The sequence below is a fragment of the Paenibacillus sp. ALE2 genome (genome assembly GCF_054113385.1).
In genome coordinates this window covers 172,602-193,212 of record NZ_CM134213.1, presented here as the reverse complement: position 1 = coordinate 193,212, position 20,611 = coordinate 172,602, and the positions used below count along the sequence as shown (strand labels likewise).

Genomic DNA, 20,611 nt, shown 5'->3' with positions numbered 1-20,611 from the left:
CATCATGCATTATGAAGGATATGAAACATCTTCGGCGCAAAAGCGGCTATATCTGATAGATGATCTTCTCGGACCTAACATTATCTATAACATGCCCAGCATTCGAATGATCAAAGGACCGCTGAAGCCGGAGCGATTGTACAGGGCATGGTGTAGGCTGACAGAACGTCATGAGGGCTTGCGAACATCGTTCCTACAAAAGGACGGTGAGGTTTTGCAACTCGTCCATGAATCCATTGACGTATCCATCCCTTATAGAGAACATTCGGGTCAGAGTACGGATAAGCTTGTTAACGAGTTTATCCGTCCATTCAGTCTGCATGAAGTCCCTCTATGGCGGGCTGAGCTAGTACCCTTGGCTGATGAGGAGCTCCTGTTCCTGTTTGATATCCACCATATCATTGCAGACGCGGTAACCATCAACATTATATTTGAAGAGCTGATGGCTCTGTATCACGGGCAGGAGCTTGCTCCATTGGAGTTTCAGTATGTCGATTATACGATTTGGCAAAACGATCAATTAAGCGACATTCATATTCAGAAGCAGGGTGAATTTTGGTTGAACCAATTTACAGAAGATGTCCCGCTGCTGTCGTTGCCTACGGATGGAAAAGGGCTAAGATCCGATTACAGCGGCGGGGTTGTACCGTTTTCTATTAAGGCTGATACAGCTCACTCCTTGCGGGCATTATGCTTGCAGCACAATGTTACGTTGTATATGGTTCTACTCGCCGCATACAGCATCCTTCTGTCCAAATATGCCGGACAGGAGGATCTGGTCATCGGAACACCTGTCGCTGGAAGAACTCATTCAGAGTTTGAAGGGATTGTGGGCATGTTCGTGAACACGCTCGCCTTGCGCCAGAAGCCGCTGGGAAGCATGCGGTTCTCTGTTTTTCTGGAAGAAGTGGCAGACCGAACCTTCGCTGCTTTTGATCATCAGGATTATCCCTTTGATATGCTGGTGGAGCAGGTCAATCCTGAACGAATCAGCGGCCGCAATCCCTTATTTGATGCATGCTTTGTATTGGAAAATGTACCGCAGCCTGTCGTGCAGGCAACAGAGGTCACGTTTTCTCCTTATAGCTTTGAGCATAAAATCTCAAAATTTGATATCACCTTGTATGCATACGAAATGCAGGAGGGTATAGGGCTGGAATTGGAATATCGCAAAGCGTTGTTTAAGGAGGAAAGCGCCAGCCGCATGCTGCGGCATTTTGCCAGAATTGTCGAGATCATTGGCGAACAACCCGATATTCGGATTGAAGATATTGATATGGTTACAGAAGAGGAACGCACTGTTCTCCTTCATACTTTTAATCAGACCAGCAGCAAAAATGCATATGAAAAAAAATTGCATGGAGTACCCATCCATCGTCTGTTCGAACAGCAAGTGATACGGACGCCTGACCATCCAGCTGTGAACTGGAAAGAAAAGCAACTAACGTATGAGGAATTAAATGAACGTGCTAATCAATTAGCTTGGGTTTTACGGCAAAAGGGGGTTCAGGCTGAGGATGTAGTTGGAATTTTAGCTACGCCTGCGCTGGAAATGATTGTCGGTATATTGGCTATTTTGAAGGCGGGGGCTGCTTATTTGCCGATTGATCCGCTCTACCCGGATGAACGGATTCAATACCTTTTACAGGATAGCCAGGCGAAAATATGCCTTCTACCAACTGCCAGCACCAGACGTTTTCCTCAGGCGGAAACGCTGCTGCTCACAGACCCGAGTCTATATACGGGAGAGTCCTGTAATCTGGAGGACAATAATCAGGCGCGCAATGTGATGTACATTATTTATACTTCAGGGTCAACAGGACAACCGAAAGGCGTAATGATTGAACATCAATCCTTTGCCCGCCTGGTACTGGAGCCGGGACCGCTGAAGATTACGCCAGAGGATCGAATATTGCAGACGTGTTCCCTGGCCTTTGATGTGTCGGTTTATGAATTGTGGGGAACGCTGCTGAGTGGAGCAACCTTGTATCTCATTGAAAAAGAAGAGCTTTTATCTGCCGACATACTCGGAATGAGGATGGCACAGTATCAAATCACCATGGCATGGTTTACGGCCCCGCTTCTAAATCAGTTGATTGATGACAAACCATCCATCTTCACTGGACTTCGTCTGATCATGACTGGAGGAGATGCCCTGTCTCCACAGCATATGAAGCTCCTTCGCGCCGCACAGCCGGATTTAACGATTGTGAATGCGTACGGTCCTTCGGAAAATACAATTTTTACGTCGTTTCATACGATTCAAGAAGACTATGACCATAACGTGCCGATTGGCAAGCCTGTCGCCAACACGCAGGTCTATATCTTGAACGCGTCCAATCAACTACAGCCCATTGGTGTGCCGGGTGAACTGTGTATTGGTGGTGAAGGGCTAGCGCGTGGCTATTTGGCTCGTGAGGAATTAACGACAGCCAAATTTGTTACGCATCCGTGGTTGCCGGAAGAGCGAATGTACCGTTCCGGAGATTGCGCTCGATGGTTGGCTGATGGAACGCTTGAATTTTTGGGTCGCATGGATCACCAGGTCAAAATTCGGGGCTTCCGTATTGAAACTGGCGAGATCGAGGTTCGGCTTGCGCACATCGAGGGGATTCAGGAAGCAGTCGTTCTTGTTCGCCAACACAACGATGGGATCAAATACCTCTGTGCTTACTTTGTCTCCGATGCAGAAATGTCACCAGCGGAAGTTCGATCGGAACTTGCAACGTATTTGCCGGATTACATGATTCCTACCTGTTTGATTCGGCTTCCTCGTTTGCCGCTGAACGTGAATGGCAAAGTGGATCGGAACGCTCTGCCGGAGCCTGATCTTGAAGCACTGCGAGAAAATGAATATGTACCTCCTTGCAACGAACTGGAACAGGAGCTGGTTCGCATCTGGTCGATGGTTCTGCCCTCGAACCTCCCCATGGATCGCATCGGGGTAATGGACAATTTCTTCACCCTGGGAGGGAGCTCGCTCAAGGCGACCAAGCTGGTTTCACTGGTTTTGCGTGAGCTGGGCATCGACCTGCCACTTACCAAATTATTTACTTACCCTACCATTCGCCAACTGGCAGATGTATTGAAAGGAAGGGCGAAAAGTGTGTTTCCAGCCAGACCAGACACGCTAGTCCTCTTAAAGCCTGGTACATCGCAGGATAAACATCTTTTTTTCATCCATGATGGAAGTTTGGATGTCAGTTGCTACATGGAATTGGTAAACGAACTTACGGCTACATGGAATTATTGGGGCATAAAAATGGATGCTTCGATTCTTGCGGGAAATAAAACAGCTGGAATGAAGGAAGCCGCACATCGGTATGTAGGTCAAATCAAAAGTATTCAAGAGAAGGGTCCCTATTATATTGCCGGGTGGAGTATGGGGGGAACGATTGCTTTTGAAATGACCCGCCAATTGGAAGAGCAGGAAGAACGTGTTGAGCTCTTGACGATTCTGGACACACTGCCGCCTTTGAAGTATGGCAAGGAAGATCATTGGGACCGTCATATTCAAGAGCTGGAAAGAATGGACGAAGATTTGGATTTATTGCTGTGGAAGCGCGCATTTCCAGCCAGTGTACTTCCCTTGCTGCCTGAATTCAATGAGTTGGGACGGAATGAATTACTAGAACGCTTTAAAAGCGTAAATCATTGGGTGAAAATGCAGCATGTTTACCAGCCAGATCGAGCTGTAACAGCCCCTGTATGTTTGTTTATTTCAGAACATACCTGGGAATTGGGATATAAAGGGTGGGAAACGTATTGTAAGGGGGAAATGTGTACCCATAAAGTGCCTGGCGATCATTTTTCCATTGTAAAAGGGGCTCAAGCTGTGTCTGTAGGTTTGGTGCTGAATACATTTTTTAGGTAAAAACATGCTTCTGCTTGGAGGTTGAGGACCACAAGCAGGAGCTTTTGTTTAATATGAACATGTGAGTTGATTTGTAATATTAATTAACATGATGTATAAAAACATATGGTAATGTATGAAAAACCCCCTTGTCTGCTTCCAAAATTTATAGTAAAGTATCCAATAATCAACTTTGTATGAAACTAATATTTACTATCTGTGAGTATTTATCACACATTCTCCATGACCTAACACAATCCTCTTCCCTTTTATGACATTACATCTATTCCATTATCCTACTGCATCTCTTACACCACTAGATTATGAATGCTTTCTGTGCCTGTATTCTTCAAAAAAAGCCTGTCCAGAACCTCCATACCTTCCCTACTACATACCTATTTGATGAACTCGGAACTTGGGACTACAGCTTGAGGACAAGCTTGTCATGCCAAACCAAAGGAATTGGTATTCATCCGGTATCAACGAATTAACAATATATAAGGTGTGAAAGGGGTTCGCTGCATGAGCAAAAAGTACGTAAAACACAAAATCTGGACCGTACTGCTGGTACTTGCGCTAGGAACTGTTTTGGTGCTTTCCGGTTGTGGGGGATCAGGTGAAGGTGCAAAACCAGAGGCAGGAAAATCGCCAGGTGGAGCGGGAAAAGGCGCGCAGGACACCTTGATTTATGGGCGTGGCGGGGATTCCGTGGCGCTAGATCCTGCCATTGTAACTGAAAGCGAGTCGTTAAAAATTGGAATGCAGGTGTTCGATACACTATTGGAATACAAGGAAAGTACCACGGAGATTCAGCCGGGGCTTGCAGAGAGCTGGGAAGTATCACCGGACGGACTTGTCTATACGTTCAAGCTGCGTCAGGGCGTAAAATTCCATGACGGAAGTGACTTTAACGCAGAAGCAGTTGTATTTAACTTTGACCGCTGGGTTGATCCGAAAAGTCCATACAAATTTGAGGGTGACTCGTTTGATTATTATGATTCTATGTTTGGGCCAGATGGAAGCAGAGTGATTAAGGAGGTTAAAGCGGTGGATGCGAATACCGTCCAGTTTACACTGAACAAGCCGCAGGCTCCTTTTTTACAAAATATCGCTATGCCATCCTTTAGTATTGCAAGTCCCAAGGCTATTAAGGAGAAAAAGGCTGATTTTAAAAATAATCCGGTCGGCACAGGGCCGTTTGTATTTAAGGAATGGAAACGTAACGATACGATCACCTTGGAGAAGAATCCTACTTATTGGAAAGAAGGACAGCCAAAGCTGGCTAAGGTCATCGTTCGTTCGATCCCAGACAACACTGCTCGATTTAATGCTCTGCAAAACGGGGAAATTGACCTGATGGAAGATTTGAATCCGGATGATGCGAAGCAGTTAGAAGGTAACAGCGAGTTGGTAAAAATCGAACGTCCCTCCTTTAATGTGGCATACATTGGATTTAATTTAAAGAAAAAGACATTTAGTAATCCCAAGGTACGGCAAGCACTGAATCACGCAGTGAACAAACAGGCCATTATTGATGCATTGTTTGCGGGCGAGGCCAAGCCTGCGGTCAATCCGATGCCGCCCACGTTATGGGGATATGACGAAAGCATTCAGGACTACACTTATGATCTAAACAAGGCTAAATCTTTGCTAGCGGAAGCGGGTTTTCCTAACGGACTTCCAGAGCCGCTAACCTTCTATGCAATGCCTGTATCTCGCCCATACATGCCTGACGGCAAAAAGGTAGCAGAGGCCATTCAAGCTGATTTTGAAAAAATAGGAGTCAAAGTCAACATTCAATCTCCAGAATGGGCTACGTATCTGGATGATCTTAAAGCTGGAGAGAAGGATGATCTATACATGTTGGGATGGAATGGGGATAATGGCGACCCGGATAATTTCCTTTACACATTGCTCGACAAGGACACGATCCCAGGCAATAACCGCAGTTTTTATGTGAATGAGGAACTTCACAAAATACTGGTAAAGGCGCAGGTTGAGGTTGATCAAGATAAGCGTGCGGAATTGTATAAACAAGCACAAGTCATTATTAAACAGGATGCGCCTTGGATTCCCTTGGTTCACAGCACGCCGTTGATGGCAGGCAAAGCCAATCTTAAGGGTTTTGTACCTTGTCCGGCAGGTATTGAAGCGTACGGTAATATTTATTTTGAATAGCCTAAACGCAAGCAGGCGGTGAATAGCATATGAACTCATATATTGTAAAAAGGCTGGCCATATTGATTCCCGTATTGCTGGGGATGACGCTTATCGTGTTTTCGATTATTCATGCTATTCCTGGTGATCCGGCAGAAACGATACTGGGGGACAAGGCCACGGAACAGTCCAAACAGGCGCTGCGTGAGCAACTAGGGCTGGACAAGCCGTGGTTACAGCAATATGGGACCTATCTAAGTGAGCTGGCACGAGGGGACTTGGGCGATTCTATTCGCACCCGGCAGCCGATTGCCCGGGAAATGGTCCCTTATCTGGCGGCTACGCTGGAGTTGACGGTAGCAAGCATGTTGTTTGCCGTTGTCGTGGGTATGAATGCAGGCATCGTAAGTGCCTGGAAGCGAAATTCCTGGTTTGACTATGTCAGCATGGTCATTGCCCTGGTCGGAGTATCGATGCCGATTTTTTGGCTGGGCTTGATGGAGCAATGGATCTTTGCTAATAAGCTGCATTGGCTTCCTTCCATCGGACGTATGAATTCCCGTGATCCGGTGGAAGCTGTGACACATTTAGCCGTGATTGATGCGTTCATAGGTGGACGTATGGATCAGGTATGGACCGTCATCAAGCATTTGATCCTGCCCAGTATCGCACTGGGAACGATTCCAATGGCGGTCATAGCGCGTATTACCCGTTCCAGCATGCTGGAGGTGATGGATGCGGACTATATCCGCACGGCTCGGGCGAAGGGGCTGGCATCTTTTCAAGTCGTGTACAAACATGCGCTTAAAAATGCTGCGATCCCTGTGCTTACTGTCATCGGTCTTCAGACCGGATCGTTACTGGGAGGCGCCGTACTGACAGAGACCATATTTGCCTGGCCCGGCATCGGACGGTACATTTTTGAAGCGATCAGCTCGCGTGACTATCCGGTTATCCAAAGCGGAATTCTAATCATTGCGTTCCTGTTCGTCATCATTAATCTGATTGTCGATTTGCTGTACGCTGTTCTCGACCGGCGTATTCGTTATCAGTAATCAAGTCGTCAATTGGTCAAGGGGGAGCATGTCCGATGTCACAATTTTCAATCGAACCCAATAACATACCGACAACACGCAATACATTGGCGCATTTGCCTGTGGTGTCGGGCCCTTGGAGAGACGCGTGGAGAGCTTTCCGTCACAATAAAATGGCGTTCGTCGGTCTCAGCATTATTATCTTCTTTGTCATCATTGCTTTGATCGCGCCCTGGATTGCTCCTTTTGACTATAAAGAGCAAAATTTGGTGAGCCGCTTGCAGCCTCCTTCCGCAGAGCATTGGTTCGGTACCGATGATCTTGGCCGAGATTTGCTGACTCGTACGCTGTATGGCGCCAGAATCTCGTTATGGGTCGGTTTCTTGTCCGTTATTGGTTCCATGATTGTAGGAACTGCCTTAGGATTAATTGCTGGATTTTATGGAAAATGGGCTGATATGATCATCTCACGCCTATTCGACATTTTACTGGCATTTCCGGGGATTTTGCTGGCAATTGCAATTGTGGCCATTCTGGGGCCTTCGTTGGAAAATGCGTTATACGCCATTGCAATTGTCAATGTGCCAACGTATGGACGATTGGTTCGCTCCAAGGTGCTGAGTGTCAAAACGGAGGAGTATATTACGTCTGCCAGAGCGCTTGGAGCTAATAATCGGCGAATCATACTCCGTTATATTTTGCCTAATAGCCTGACGCCGATCATCGTACAAGGAACATTGGGGATCGGAACGGCCATTATTGAAGCAGCAGCGCTCGGATTTCTGGGCTTGGGTGCACAACCTCCTGAGCCCGAGTGGGGCAAAATGTTGTCCGATTCGCGGCAATATATCCAAAATGCGCCGTGGACAGTTATTTTTCCGGGGATATCTATCATGCTGACCGTATTGGGCTTTAATCTGATGGGTGATGGCCTGCGGGATGTTTTGGACCCAAGAGCGAAGCGTTAGAACTTCGTTTCGTGTTTCTAATATGTTTTTACAAGTTTAGATAATATACTTCTATTTTAATAGAAGAAAAAGAGGTGTTCCCTGGCCTGAATATATGGCTGGAGGACATCTTTTTATTATGATATTTCTCGCTGTTTCGGAAACACCATCCGACTGAGCAATGGTGCCAAAAGTAGTTTTTACTTGCTGAAAGTCATGTAAACTTTCCTGAGGCGTGAAAAAAATGTATAATCACTCCAATTGAGTACGTAGGGAGTGGGCTTTATGACATGGCAAAATAAAAGAGAGCATCGACAATTTGCAGAGCAGACACGGAGCGACGCTTCACGGGCAGCATATGAACGAGATTATTCTCGATTGATCCATTCACCGACCTTCCGCCGGTTGCAGGGTAAATCACAAGTATTTGGCGCAGGCACAGGAGATTATTATCGCACACGGCTGACACATTCGTTGGAGGTAGCGCAAATTGCGCGTGAGGCAGCACGAAGCTTGCTGCGCCGTCATCCAGAGGTAGAGTTGGAACAGGCGGATAACGCAGGACTGATCATTGACCCTGAGGTGGTGGAGTGTGCTTCGATCGCGCATGACTTTGGGCATCCACCGTTCGGACACAAGGGAGAAGAGGTGCTGGACGGGATTTTGGATCAACTGATTGAGACGAAGGTAGAAAAGATATCCGCTGCTGGTAGCTTTACGCCTGAGTCCAAGCGTGGACAGGAGGCCTATGCACGCGAGCGACAAATTTATGAGCATTTTGAAGGGAATGCGCACAATTTTCGGCTGATTATGTTTTTGGAGAAGCGTGAGAATGTGGATGGTTTGAATTTGTCGGACGCTGTATTGCTCGGAATCAACAAATACCCGTATCCAGGGATTCTGAACAAAAAAGGGTTGTACCTGCATGAGTGGGAATATATACGTTCGATCCGCGAGGATTGGGGCATCCCTGACGGTAAAAAAACGCTGGAGGCCCAGCTCATGGATCTGTGCGACGATATTGCTTATTCCGCGCATGATTTGGAGGATGGGATTAAGGCAGGGAAAATTGAGGTGCACGAGCATTTCTTATATGACCCATATTTAATTCGTCTGATCACGGAAAAAATCACTACGTTGGAGGATAGCTTCTGGCAAGGCTGGCAACTGGCTGAGATTGAGCAGAAGGTCGCAGCGGTACTAAGCGAATTTTTGAAGGTGTGGAATGGGAAGATGCCGATATGTGAACACGATTATTCTCGCACCCGCCGGGAGGTCAAAGCATACTGGGTCAGCCTGTTTGTCAGCAGCTTAGGTGTAATTGATGATGGAAACTGGAAAAAGGTAACCTTCGTACGGGATGGAAGCGAGGATTTGGATATGCTGCGCACGGTGAGTGTATTAAAAAGCTTTGCTTGGGTCACCATGATCCGCGATCTGCGCGTACAGCGTCTGCAAAAACGCAGTGAATGGATGCTTAGACGGTTATGGTTGGCTTTTCTGGACCCTGAAACATCCAAGTCCATTATTCCGACCGATTGGCTCCAGCGCTACGAGCGGGACCAGGCCAAGGCCAAACCAATCTGGACATGGGAGCATATGGTCATTGACTATATTGCAGGCATGACTGATGCTTTTGCTGAAAAAATTTATAATGAGTTATATGGCCTGAAGGTAGGTTCCATTTATGACCTGGACTAACGTTTTTATTTAACCCTATATAGTAGAAGAAACTTGTTTAGAACGGATAGAAGGGAGAGGAGAAGGCGTATATGCAACCTCAGTCTTTAGCTACTAACTCGTTGAATCTCGGTGTGCTTGATATGGTACCGCTGCTGCCCGGCAATCGTCCGGAGCAAGCAGTTCAATGGGCGGCAAAGCTGGCGAAACAGGCGGAAGCATGGGGATATACACGCTACTGGACCTCCGAACATCACGATATGGAGGGGCTGGCTTCCTCCAGTCCGGAAGTGCTGTTGTCTCATATCGGGGCGGTGACGACGACCATCCAACTGGGGGCGGGGGCTATATTGCTCCCGCATTATAGTCCAGTCAAGGTCGCCGAATGGTTTCATCTGCTGGCTGCTCTATATCCAGGCAGAGTCGAATTGGGTCTGGGGAGGGCCCCTGGCGGGGGGCCTCATGCTTCGATGGCACTAAGCGGCAATTTTCTTCAACATGTGACTGAGCTGCCACAGAAGATGGAAGCTCTATTGGCTTTGTTGGAAGGCACATATGAATATGAACAAACCCCCGTGTGTGCCCGTCCAATGCCAGAACAGCCGCCAGTGCTGTGGATGCTGGGTACCAACCGAAAAAGTGCCGAATATGCTGCGCAGTATTCAACGGGCTATGTATTCGGCCAATTTATGAGTGAACAGCAAACGGAAGAAATGCTAAGCATTTACCGCTCTAGCTTTCAACCGTCCACACGGATGGACAAGCCCCGTACTATGGTTGCTGTAGGAGCAGTATGTGCGTCGACAGATGAGTTGGCGCAGCAATGGGCTGCTCAGATTTCATTAGGCGGTCCAGCGATCCGAGCCAGTTGGCTGGTGGGAACACCATCGGTTATTGCCGAACGGTTGCGTAGCTTGCAGATCAAATATAATAATGATGAGTTTCTGTTGGTCACGCCCATTCCCGATTATGAGCAGCGGCTTCATTCCTACCGACTAATAGCGGAGGCTGTGAATGGTAGTCTTGATTCCAAATGAAAAGATGAAAAGAGAACTGACATGAATAAATATAAAATCGATACAGATAAAATGAAGCCTCGCTACATATATACCTATGCGTGTCATGAGACCGAGCGTGAATTGTGTCTTTTGGAACTAAAGTGCTTGTTCGGTCAACAGCCTGTGCATAGTTCCATGCTGTCGTCCCATCTTCGGCTGGAGCCGGGGATCAGCCCGTTTATCCATCTTCGTCTGGATATCATCATCGAGGCGGACACGCTGGAGGAGCTATGCGAGGCAGCTTCCATGTTACAGCTTGAGGAAGGAAAGACCTTTAAGGTGCTGTACCTTAAAGAAGGGGACAATGAGGCTGATTATGACGAGCGGCGCGAGATAGAACGCCGGATTGGCGCACGTATTCAGGGGCAGGCGCAAATGAAGACACCGGATGTAATCCTAGGAGTCATACGATTAGGAGAACGATGGCTAATGGGCATATGCGAGTATAGCGACAGATCGTGGCAGGAACGTCGTCAGAAGCCGCAAAACTATTCTACTGGACTACCCGTTCTGGTAGCCAGAGCACTTGTGAATTTGGCAGCAACGGATCTAACTGCATCTAAGGGAAAGTCAGACTCCTTGAAACTGCTGGACCCGTGTTGTGGGATGGGCAATGTAATGATTGAGGCATTGAGTATGGGCAAGGATATTCGCGGCTGTGATATCAACCCGTTGGCGGTGCGTGGGGCACGAGTGAATTTACGCCATTTTGGATATGAAGAGGATCTGGTGAAACTGGGGGATATGAACATGCTCACAGGTAATTATGATGCAGCTATATTGGATATGCCTTATAACCTGTGCTCCGTGCTCCCTGCTGACGAACAAAAAAAGATGCTGCGCAGTCTGAGACGCCTGGCCGCGCGGACAGTGATTGTGAGCACGGAGCCGATGGCAACATTGCTATCCGAGTCAGGCTGGACCGTTATGGAGCAATGCCGTATCTATAAGACAGGTATGAGTCGGGAAATCTGGATCTGTAAGTAGCTTGTTAATACTGAGTTTTGTAGTTAACCAAATTCAGCGGTAGCTTCTGACCAGTAGCATAGGCTTTCAAATTAGTGAGAAAAATATCTACCGCTCGTTCAGCATATCGGTCTGTATCCCCTGCAATATGCGGCGTAATCAGGACATGCTCTAGGCCCCATAGTGGATGTGACGCAGGTAGCGGTTCTTCCTCGAATACATCCAGTCCGGCAAAGGCAATATGTTTTTGTTCCAGCGAGCGTACCAGCGCATCTGTATGAACAGTCTTGCCGCGACCGACATTAATGAAGAAGGCGCCTTTACGCATCGCTGCAAATGCTTTTTCGTCAAAGAAGTGATGGGTCTCTTCAGTGAATGGCAAAATATTAACCACAATATCCGCAACGCCCAATGCTTCATGTAGTTGTTCGTTTGTGTACATGTGTTCTACATGGGGAGCTTCCTTGCCGGAACGGCGAACCCCGATCACTCGCATGCCAAAGGCTTCTGCAATCCGAGCTGTTTCACGGCCAATTTCGCCAACGCCTGTAATCAACAGCGTTTTGCCACGTAATTCCGTCAGTTGACCTTCCGGTGGCTGCCATGTTTTCTGACGCTGCAAGAGAGCCGCTTGCTGTAAATAACGGGTATGTGATAGCAGCATTCCAAAGATCTGCTCTGTAATTGGAATCGCATGTACACCACTCGTATTCGTGAGTGCAATGTTGCGCTTTTCCAGTTCGGTAAGCGGGAGCTTATCAATCCCAGCCGACCAGGTTTGTATCCACTTTAGCTTGCTGTCTGGATGTAATGCTTCCTCGGCAATATGCTTGGACCAGCCTAGAATAACCTCGGCCTCACGGATCTGTTCAGTCTCCAATTCCTGGGCTTTGCCAATAAGCAACTCGTAGCCTGGAGCCGCTGCACGAACCTGTTTTTTTTGATCATCCGTCAATTGATGTAAACTTAAAATGCTTCCCATGATTCATAGCCTCCTCGATGTTTGATTCCTTGGAGTTTCCAATATATTCTGGCGAACCATCCCTTCAAGGATAACAGATTGTCGGAAAATTTGCATAAGAAGGGTAGAAACAAGCCCGCGGTGTCATCATATATAACAACAAGTGGCTTTACCCTGATTGGGGACCAACCAAACAGCTACTTTTTGGGATATCCACGGGATATTCATTAAGAAAGGAGAAGAGGTAGATGAAAGGTGAATCGCAAAGACTCTTTACAGCGATAGCTCTCCCGGACCAGCACAAGAAGAAGTTACGTCATTGGGTAGAGCAGGATTTGAGTAATTTGTCTTTCCGCAAATGGAGTGACTTCAGAGATTACCACGTGACACTTCAGTTTCTGGGTGATGTGGCGAATTCGGTTATTCCAAAACTTGAGCAGGCTCTAGTTCATGCTGCAGCTGAGCATCGCCCGTTCACGCTTGACATGGGTCAAGCAGGCTTTTTTGGACGCGAAGATTTTCCGCGTGTACTATGGAGGGGAGTGACCGGGCAGCGAGAGTCACTGGATCAGCTGTACCAGTCCATACTTCGAGCTACCGAACCGCTGGGTTTTAAACCCGAGGAACGACCTTATCGACCTCATATCACTGTAGCACGTTCATATACAGGAGGGGAGCCTGTTTCAGCGTCTGTGTGGCAGTCAGATGACCAAAGCGGCGAGCCTTGGGAAGTGGGGGAATTTGTATTATATGCAACCCGAATGGGACAAAAACCGATGTACCAAATAATTCAAACATTCCCATTAATGAGGTGAAACCCTTGATCTATCAGCGAATTTAGTGATATAGTGTTTCAGCGTTATTCAAAAAGCGCATTTTGGGTTACATATCTGAGGAATGTGCTTAAAGTTAACGGGAGGAACATTATGGAAATCGTTAAAGAACATCGTTGGTTTGCACCTCTTTTGAGTGTGCTGCTTGTTTGTATATTGGGGATAGGCCTCTACGCTGAGGTTCAGCAAACACAGAATAATCATAAAAATGCACCTATGCAATCTCTGAGCTGGTCAGGGAACACTTCGGTTCCTACATATGGCGACAGGATGGGGACCCATAACGGGTCAAATAGGACAAGCCCCATCTTTGTCGCTGCTCATGGGCAGCCAAGCTGGAAAGAAATCATGCCGACTCCGTTACCCGCTTCCCAGATGAGGCAGGTGGAACAAGCTCGGAATAACGCTGTTACAGGCAAGAAAAAGCCTGAGGTCCAGCATAGCAAGTCCGCAATCCTAACCCCTCCTACAACCATCTACTTTACGAAGACAAAAATGCTCACTCAGGATGACAAGGCGTTGTCTACCTGGAGCTATCCTGTCTCCGCTAAAGAACTGCTCCTGCTGCAAAAAATAGTGATGGCAGAAGCAGAAGGCGAACCGTACGAAGGCAAAGTGGCAGTTGCCAACGTTGTCTTAAACCGGCTGCGGTCAGCCTCATTTCCCGATACGATTCAGGCAGTGATTTATCAAAAAGCGCAATTTAGTCCGGTTGCGAACGGGCGTCTTCGTCGTGTTCAGCCTAACCAGGACTGCATACGTGCAGTTACGGCCGCTTTGAATGGCCATAAAGCCGTGCCTGATAACACCTGTTTTTTCCTTTCGCTTACGTTGGCCCAGGACCTTACGGTTCATCATTCGCGTACCAAGGTGAAAACTATCGGTCATCATACCTTTTATAAATGAGCATTTAGTATAAATCCCATGAGCGACAAATAACAGCCCTTTCTAAACAACAGGGTTCAGCTTTGTGAGCGTATTTTGTGTGCGCAGGTGAAGCCGGTATGCAAAAGAGGTATAATAGGTAAAGGAAAGTAACCTAAATAATGAAAGTGACAAAGGAGGCGTAAATGTTATGAAAATCACATATTATGGACATTCAGTTGTGTTGGTGGAGGCAGAGGGGAAACGGATTATTGTCGATCCTTTTTTGACGGGGAATCCTAAAGCAACCGTACAGGCCGAAGATATTCAGGTGGATGCAGTACTGTTGACACACGGTCACGCCGATCATTTTGGTGATGCAGTTGAAATTGCCAAGCGCAATGATTGCCCTGTAATCGCGGTGGCGGAACTGGCTGAATATTGTGCATCCTTGGGAACGAAAGCTCACGGTATGAATCTGGGTGGTGGTCACCAATTTGACGGTTTTCATGTGAAATTTACGCTGGCGTTTCACAGCTCCTCTTTGACAGTGAACGGACAAACCATCTACATGGGAGAGCCAGCAGGTATCTTATTGACTATGGGGGGCAAAACATTTTTCCATGCAGGGGATACCGGCTTGTTTGGCGATATGCGTCTCATTGGAGAAACCAACTCCATCGATGCCGCAGTATTGCCGATCGGAGATGGTTATACAATGGGACCGGAGGATGCTTTGCTGGCAGCGAAATGGCTACGGGCAAGCCGCGTGATACCGGTGCATTACAATACTTTTCCCGGCATAGAGCAGGACGGAGACGGCTTCTGTGACCGTCTTCATAAAGAAGGTATTGAAGGGAAAGCATTGAAGCCAGGCGAAAGTCTCGAATTTTAATACGGTTTGTCGATTTGCGGGAATGTACATGATGGTCCGTATGTACATTAAACTCCTTTGTCAGCCTTTTCTGTTCCTTGGGAATAGAAAAGGCTGACTTTTTTAATGAATATTTATACATAAAAATGATATATTTTTGCATTGGTACGTTGAAGCTGTAATGTAAAAGATTTATTATCACAACCATAAAAACTTTGAATTGCTAACACAATAGGTCAATGATAAAATGATAGAACTAATTAGATTCATCAGTGGAATCGACGTGTTTTTCAAGTCAAGCCATTGCATAATTATTGAAAAACATGCGCATTCGGCGGACCGTACCGCCTTGAATACGTCTTATGTTTTTTGTCCCCCATTCCTCGTAGTTGTTCTTTGATTTACCTCTTGTTGCCACTGTCTTCTATTCGGCCGCCTGTATTTCAGGCCAGCATGACTTTATAACAGAAAGGTTGCGTTCCATGAGACAGACAGGTTTACCACCCAAACAGGGACTATATGATCCCCAATTCGAAAAAGACGCCTGCGGCATGGGCTTTGTTGCCCACATCAAGGGAAAACCATCGCACGATATTGTAAGTCAGGCTTTGACCATGCTCGTAAACATGGAGCATCGGGGCGGTCAGGGAAGTGAACCAAACTCCGGTGACGGAGCAGGGATCATGATTCAGGTTCCGCATCTGTTTTTTCAAGAGGAAGCGGAGCGATTGGGCTTCAAATTGCCAAAGGCCGGACAATATGGCGTGGGTATGCTTTTTGTATCCAATGATCCAAAAGTTCGTGAGCTGCATGAGCAGAAGCTTAGAGAAATCATTGTGGACGAGGGCCAGAACTGTCTGGGCTTTCGCGATGTACCAACGTATGACGAAATGCTGGGTAAATCGGCAAAAGCAGCTAAACCTGGCGTACGTCAGGTGTTCATCGGCCGCAGTAGCGATTTGAAGGAAGAACTGGATTTTGAACGGAAACTGTATGTCATTCGTAAACGTGCAGAGCTTGCTATTCGCTATAACCAAGAGGATATGAATGGTGAGTCGTTCTATATTCCAAGTTTGTCATGTCGCAAGGTTGTATACAAAGGAATGCTGACAACCGAGCAGGTAGGTAAATTTTATCTGGATTTGCAGGATGAGCGGGTGACATCGGCGATCGCGCTGGTCCATTCCCGTTTTAGTACGAATACGTTCCCGAGCTGGGACCGTGCGCATCCTTATCGTTTTATGATTCACAACGGTGAAATTAATACCATGCGCGGCAACGTAAACTGGATGCATGCGCGTCAGGCACAGTTTGAAAGCGAAGCGTTTGGCAACGATATCAAGAAGGTTAAACCTGTCATCAACCCAGATGGCTCGGATACAGCTATGTTTGATAATACGCTGGAGTTTCTGTATCTGAGTGGACGTTCGCTTCCTCATGTAGCCATGATGATGGTACCTGAGCCTTGGAACAAGCATGAGACCATGGACCCGAAGAAGCGGGCATTTTATGAATATCATAGCACCATGATGGAGCCGTGGGACGGACCTGCTGCGATGGCGTTTACAGACGGTATCCAAATCGGGGCGATTCTTGACCGCAACGGCCTGCGTCCTGCACGTTACTATGTGACCAAGGACGATCTGATTGCACTGTCATCTGAGGCGGGCGTATTGGATATTGCTCCTGAAAATGTGCTTTATAAGGATCGTCTCCGTCCAGGGCGTATGCTACTGGTGGATACCCAAGAAGGCCGCATCGTTTCTGATGAAGAGTTAAAGGAGCGCATTGCATCCGAAGAACCTTATCAGCAGTGGCTGGATGAGCATTTGATTGATCTGGATGATCTGCCTGAAGCACTGGAGCAGCCAGAGCCGAAACATGAAAATGTAAATCAGTTGCAACTCGCTTTTGGATATACGTTTGAAGAACTACGCAAACTTCTGGAGCCGATGGCACTTACAGGTGCGGAACCGATTGGCTCAATGGGGTATGATGCTCCATTGGCGGTATTGTCTGACCGTCCGCAACGTTTGTACAATTACTTTAAACAAATGTTTGCTCAGGTTACCAACCCGCCGATTGACGCCATTCGTGAAGAAATAGTGACGTCAACTGCAACGACGATTGGACCAGAGCGCAATTTACTGCACCCAGAACCGGAAAGCTGTCGCCAGATTCGGTTGGATTCGCCGGTGCTGTCGAATGAAGAGTTTGCCAAAATTCGTCACGTACACCGTCCAGGCTTCAAATCCATGACCATTCCGATCTTCTTTGAAGCAAAAGAAGGTGCTGAGGGCTTATACAAGGCGCTGGAAGGACTGTTTGAGGCGGCTGACCGTGTCATTGACAAAGGTCATAACATTCTGATTCTGTCTGACCGTGGAGTGGACGCAGAAAATGCAGCCATTCCGGCGTTGCTAGCTGTTTCCAGCCTGCATCACCATCTGATTAAGCAGGGTACACGCACACGTGTGAGCATTTTGCTGGAATCCGGGGAGCCAAGAGATATTCACCATTATGCGGTACTTTTGGGCTACGGTGTGAGCGCGGTTAATCCGTATCTGGCGTTTGAAACGCTGGATGTCATGATTCAACAGGGCTTGCTGCGCGGCATCTCGCACGAAAAGGCAGTTAAAAATTATATTAAAGCGGCAACCAAGGGTGTCGTTAAAATATTGTCCAAAATGGGTATTTCCACGATTCAGTCGTACCGTGGAGCGCAAATTTTCGAGGCCGTAGGTCTGAAGCAGGATTTCGTTGACCGTTATTTCACATGGACACCTTCCCGCATTGGCGGTATTGGTCTGGAGGAAGTGACGATGGAAGCGCTGGCCCACCATAACCGTGCTTTCACTGATAAGGACGGCAATGACAAGGTGCTCGATTCGGGCGGCGAATACCAATGGCGCAACGATGGAGAAGAGCATTTGTTTAACCCGCAAACAGTGCATTTGCTCCAGCAGTCGGTTCGCTCGGGAGACTACGAGCTTTACAAGAAGTATACCAAGCTGGTACAGGGTGAATCTGAACAACATTTGACGATTCGCTCCATGCTTCAATTGAAGCCTGCTGGTGAGCCTGTGCCGCTGGATGAAGTGGAATCTGCTGCATCGATTATGCGTCGCTTTAAAACAGGGGCTATGTCTTTTGGCTCCATTAGCCAGGAAGCGCATGAAGATTTGGCGATTGCGATGAATCGGATCGGTGGCAAGAGCAACACGGGTGAGGGCGGGGAAAACCCTGCGCGTTTCATCCCGGATGCTAATGGTGATTCACGTCGCAGTTCGATCAAGCAGGTGGCATCTGGCCGATTTGGTGTCACGTCGAACTACTTGGTGAATGCTGACGAAATTCAGATTAAAATGGCGCAAGGCGCGAAGCCGGGCGAAGGTGGGCAACTACCAGGACGCAAGGTGTATCCTTGGGTCGCCGAGGTACGCGGTTCAACGCCAGGAGTAGGCCTGATTTCGCCACCACCGCATCACGATATTTATTCTATCGAGGATTTGGCAGAGCTCATCTATGATCTCAAAAACGCCAATCCACGTGCTGATATTAACGTAAAGCTGGTATCAGAGGTAGGTGTAGGCACGATTGCTACAGGGGTAGCCAAAGGCCGTGCTGACATTATTCTGGTCAGCGGTTATGACGGTGGTACAGGCGCTTCCCCGCAAGGCTCCATCCGCCATGCGGGTATGCCTTGGGAGCTGGGGCTGGCTGAGACGCATCAGACGCTCATGCTGAACAACCTGCGCGACCGCGTGGTACTGGAGACAGACGGTAAGATGCTGTCTGGACGTGATTTGGTCGTAGCTGCCCTGTTGGGTGCGGAAGAATACGGCTTCTCCACAGCGCCGCTTGTGGCGTTGGGCTGTATTATGATGCGGGTATGCCAAATGGATACCTGTCCGGTTGGTGTGGCTACGCAGAATCCAGAGTTGCGCAAAAATTATATGGGTGATCCAGCCCATGTGGTGAATTTTATGCGTTTCATCGCAGAAGATGTCCGTGAAATTATGGCGGAGCTGGGATTCCGCACGATTCAGGAAATGATTGGCCGTACGGATTGTCTGGATACCGTGAACGCCGATTCGCACTGGAAGAAGAAGGGCGTAGACCTGAGCTTGCTGCTGCATGTTCCTGAGTTGGAAGATGGAAGTGTACGTTACCGTGTACAGCGCCAAAACCACGGTCTGGAAGAAACACTTGATATGCAGAAGCTCGTACCGATGGCTGCGGAAGCACTGGAGAGCGGAACGCCTGTGGAGGGTACCTTGCCTATTACTAACGTGAATCGGGCGGTAGGTACGATTCTGGGCAGCGAGGTTACACGTAAGTATGGAGCGGCAGGTCTGCCTGAGGATACGATTCGCTTTAACTTCATTGGATCGGCAGGTCAGAGCTTCGGAGCCTTTATTCCGAAAGGTATCACGTTGAGCGTCGAAGGCGATAGCAATGACTATGTCGGTAAAGGGCTATCTGGCGGTAAAGTTATTGTAAAGAAATCTCACAAAGCGACCTTTAAGGCTGAAGAGAACATTATTATCGGAAATACAGCCTTGTATGGAGCGACCAGTGGTGAAGCTTATATTAACGGAATCGCAGGCGAGCGCTTTGCCGTTCGGAATTCCGGCGCACGTATTGTTGTTGAGGGCGTTGGTGATCATGGCTGCGAATACATGACGGGCGGACGTGTAGCTGTATTGGGTGGAACCGGACGGAACTTTGGAGCCGGGATGTCCGGAGGTATTGCATACGTCTATGATCCTGAAGGAACGTTCCTGAGCCGTTGTAATCTGGAGATGGTGTTGCTGGAAGATGTGGAGGACCCTGCAGAAGCAGCGGATTTGCGCGGCTTAATTCAGCGCCATGTCACTTACACGGGTAGTGAAGCAGGACAACGTATTTTGGATGAATGGCAGACTGCGATTCAGCAATTTGTACGGGTGATTCCAAAGGATTACAAGCGTATGGTCGAACAGATCCAAAAAGAAGAGGCGACCGGTTTGAGCGGGGATGAAGCTCTACTGGCAGCATTTGAAGCCAATATGCGTGAGTTGGCGCGTACAGGGGGCTAAAAAGCAGACCGCCAAATTCACTAAAAAGGACTTGCTGAATACCGCTGTTATAGTCACGGCGGTGCCAGCAAGTCCTTTTTTTAGGCTGATAAAAATGTGATTTATTACCTTGACAAACGTCATAAATTCTGACATTACCCCCAAAATGTTTTCCTGAAACGGTAAATATGTTATAAAAAGTACCAAATTTTTTGGAATGTAACCGTTTACGTAAGAGTTTATGTCTTGTTATTTATTTTTGGATTGGTTATGATTTTTTTAGAGTACGCAAACAAACCTAATATGCCCATCGTCCCTTCAAAA

At 47.6% G+C, this 20,611-nt stretch carries 12 protein-coding genes; 11 read left to right on the top strand and 1 reads right to left on the bottom strand.

The window, feature by feature from the left end:
* Positions 1–4 precede the first annotated feature (4 nt).
* From ACXHJ1_RS00900 to ACXHJ1_RS00870, 7 genes are all read left to right on the top strand, one after another.
* Positions 5–3,874, top strand: a complete 3,870-nt coding sequence (locus tag ACXHJ1_RS00900) for a non-ribosomal peptide synthetase (protein ID WP_457905416.1) — start codon at positions 5–7, stop codon at positions 3,872–3,874.
* A 501-nt stretch (positions 3,875–4,375) separates the two neighbouring features.
* On the top strand, positions 4,376–6,031 hold the full coding sequence (locus ACXHJ1_RS00895; RefSeq protein ID WP_025364248.1) for an ABC transporter substrate-binding protein: 1,656 nt from the start codon (positions 4,376–4,378) through the stop codon (positions 6,029–6,031).
* A 29-nt stretch (positions 6,032–6,060) separates the two neighbouring features.
* Positions 6,061–7,065 (top strand): ABC transporter permease, encoded by a 1,005-nt coding sequence (locus ACXHJ1_RS00890; protein WP_340864387.1) that lies wholly within the window; start codon positions 6,061–6,063, stop codon positions 7,063–7,065.
* 35 nt (positions 7,066–7,100) lie between these two features.
* Entirely contained in the window at positions 7,101–8,012 is a 912-nt protein-coding gene (gene nikC / locus ACXHJ1_RS00885) for a nickel transporter permease (protein WP_019686396.1), read from the top strand.
* Positions 8,013–8,276: 264 nt separating this feature from the next.
* Positions 8,277–9,692, top strand: coding sequence for a deoxyguanosinetriphosphate triphosphohydrolase family protein (locus tag ACXHJ1_RS00880; protein ID WP_430210774.1), 1,416 nt, complete (start codon positions 8,277–8,279; stop codon positions 9,690–9,692).
* A gap of 71 nt (positions 9,693–9,763) precedes the next feature.
* A complete protein-coding gene (locus ACXHJ1_RS00875) occupies positions 9,764–10,708 on the top strand; it encodes an MsnO8 family LLM class oxidoreductase (protein ID WP_107734041.1) in 945 nt (314 codons plus the stop codon).
* A 21-nt stretch (positions 10,709–10,729) separates the two neighbouring features.
* Positions 10,730–11,716 carry a TRM11 family SAM-dependent methyltransferase gene (locus ACXHJ1_RS00870; protein WP_107734040.1) on the top strand — a complete coding sequence of 329 codons (987 nt, stop codon included), beginning with the start codon at positions 10,730–10,732 and terminating at the stop codon, positions 11,714–11,716.
* A gap of 4 nt (positions 11,717–11,720) precedes the next feature.
* Here the strand turns inward: ACXHJ1_RS00870 and ACXHJ1_RS00865 are convergent, their stop codons facing one another.
* The gene (locus ACXHJ1_RS00865) at positions 11,721–12,677 is read right to left on the bottom strand and encodes a D-2-hydroxyacid dehydrogenase (RefSeq protein ID WP_107734039.1); all 957 of its coding nucleotides are present in this window, start codon (positions 12,675–12,677) and stop codon (positions 11,721–11,723) included.
* A gap of 227 nt (positions 12,678–12,904) precedes the next feature.
* Here ACXHJ1_RS00865 and thpR point away from each other — a divergent pair, with 227 nt between their 5' ends.
* The 4 genes from thpR (at position 12,905) to gltB (ending at position 20,308) form a co-directional block, all read left to right on the top strand.
* Positions 12,905–13,471 (top strand): RNA 2',3'-cyclic phosphodiesterase, encoded by a 567-nt coding sequence (gene thpR / locus ACXHJ1_RS00860; RefSeq protein WP_447249916.1) that lies wholly within the window; start codon positions 12,905–12,907, stop codon positions 13,469–13,471.
* Between the two features lie 111 nt (positions 13,472–13,582).
* Positions 13,583–14,395, top strand: a complete 813-nt coding sequence (locus tag ACXHJ1_RS00855; RefSeq protein WP_457905415.1) for a cell wall hydrolase — start codon at positions 13,583–13,585, stop codon at positions 14,393–14,395.
* 169 nt (positions 14,396–14,564) lie between these two features.
* On the top strand, positions 14,565–15,248 hold the full coding sequence (locus tag ACXHJ1_RS00850) for a metal-dependent hydrolase (RefSeq protein ID WP_025364253.1): 684 nt from the start codon (positions 14,565–14,567) through the stop codon (positions 15,246–15,248).
* A gap of 461 nt (positions 15,249–15,709) precedes the next feature.
* Entirely contained in the window at positions 15,710–20,308 is a 4,599-nt protein-coding gene (gene gltB / locus ACXHJ1_RS00845; RefSeq protein ID WP_044785745.1) for a glutamate synthase large subunit, read from the top strand.
* Positions 20,309–20,611: the final 303 nt, after the last annotated feature.

Coding starts and splice junctions, on each gene's coding strand:
- ACXHJ1_RS00900 (WP_457905416.1), top strand. CDS start 5: ATGCATTATGAAGGATATGAAACATCTTCGGCGCAAAAGCGGCTATAT.
- ACXHJ1_RS00895 (WP_025364248.1), top strand. CDS start 4,376: ATGAGCAAAAAGTACGTAAAACACAAAATCTGGACCGTACTGCTGGTA.
- ACXHJ1_RS00890 (WP_340864387.1), top strand. CDS start 6,061: ATGAACTCATATATTGTAAAAAGGCTGGCCATATTGATTCCCGTATTG.
- nikC (WP_019686396.1), top strand. CDS start 7,101: ATGTCACAATTTTCAATCGAACCCAATAACATACCGACAACACGCAAT.
- ACXHJ1_RS00880 (WP_430210774.1), top strand. CDS start 8,277: ATGACATGGCAAAATAAAAGAGAGCATCGACAATTTGCAGAGCAGACA.
- ACXHJ1_RS00875 (WP_107734041.1), top strand. CDS start 9,764: ATGCAACCTCAGTCTTTAGCTACTAACTCGTTGAATCTCGGTGTGCTT.
- ACXHJ1_RS00870 (WP_107734040.1), top strand. CDS start 10,730: ATGAATAAATATAAAATCGATACAGATAAAATGAAGCCTCGCTACATA.
- ACXHJ1_RS00865 (WP_107734039.1), bottom strand. CDS start 12,677: ATGGGAAGCATTTTAAGTTTACATCAATTGACGGATGATCAAAAAAAA.
- thpR (WP_447249916.1), top strand. CDS start 12,905: ATGAAAGGTGAATCGCAAAGACTCTTTACAGCGATAGCTCTCCCGGAC.
- ACXHJ1_RS00855 (WP_457905415.1), top strand. CDS start 13,583: ATGGAAATCGTTAAAGAACATCGTTGGTTTGCACCTCTTTTGAGTGTG.
- ACXHJ1_RS00850 (WP_025364253.1), top strand. CDS start 14,565: ATGAAAATCACATATTATGGACATTCAGTTGTGTTGGTGGAGGCAGAG.
- gltB (WP_044785745.1), top strand. CDS start 15,710: ATGAGACAGACAGGTTTACCACCCAAACAGGGACTATATGATCCCCAA.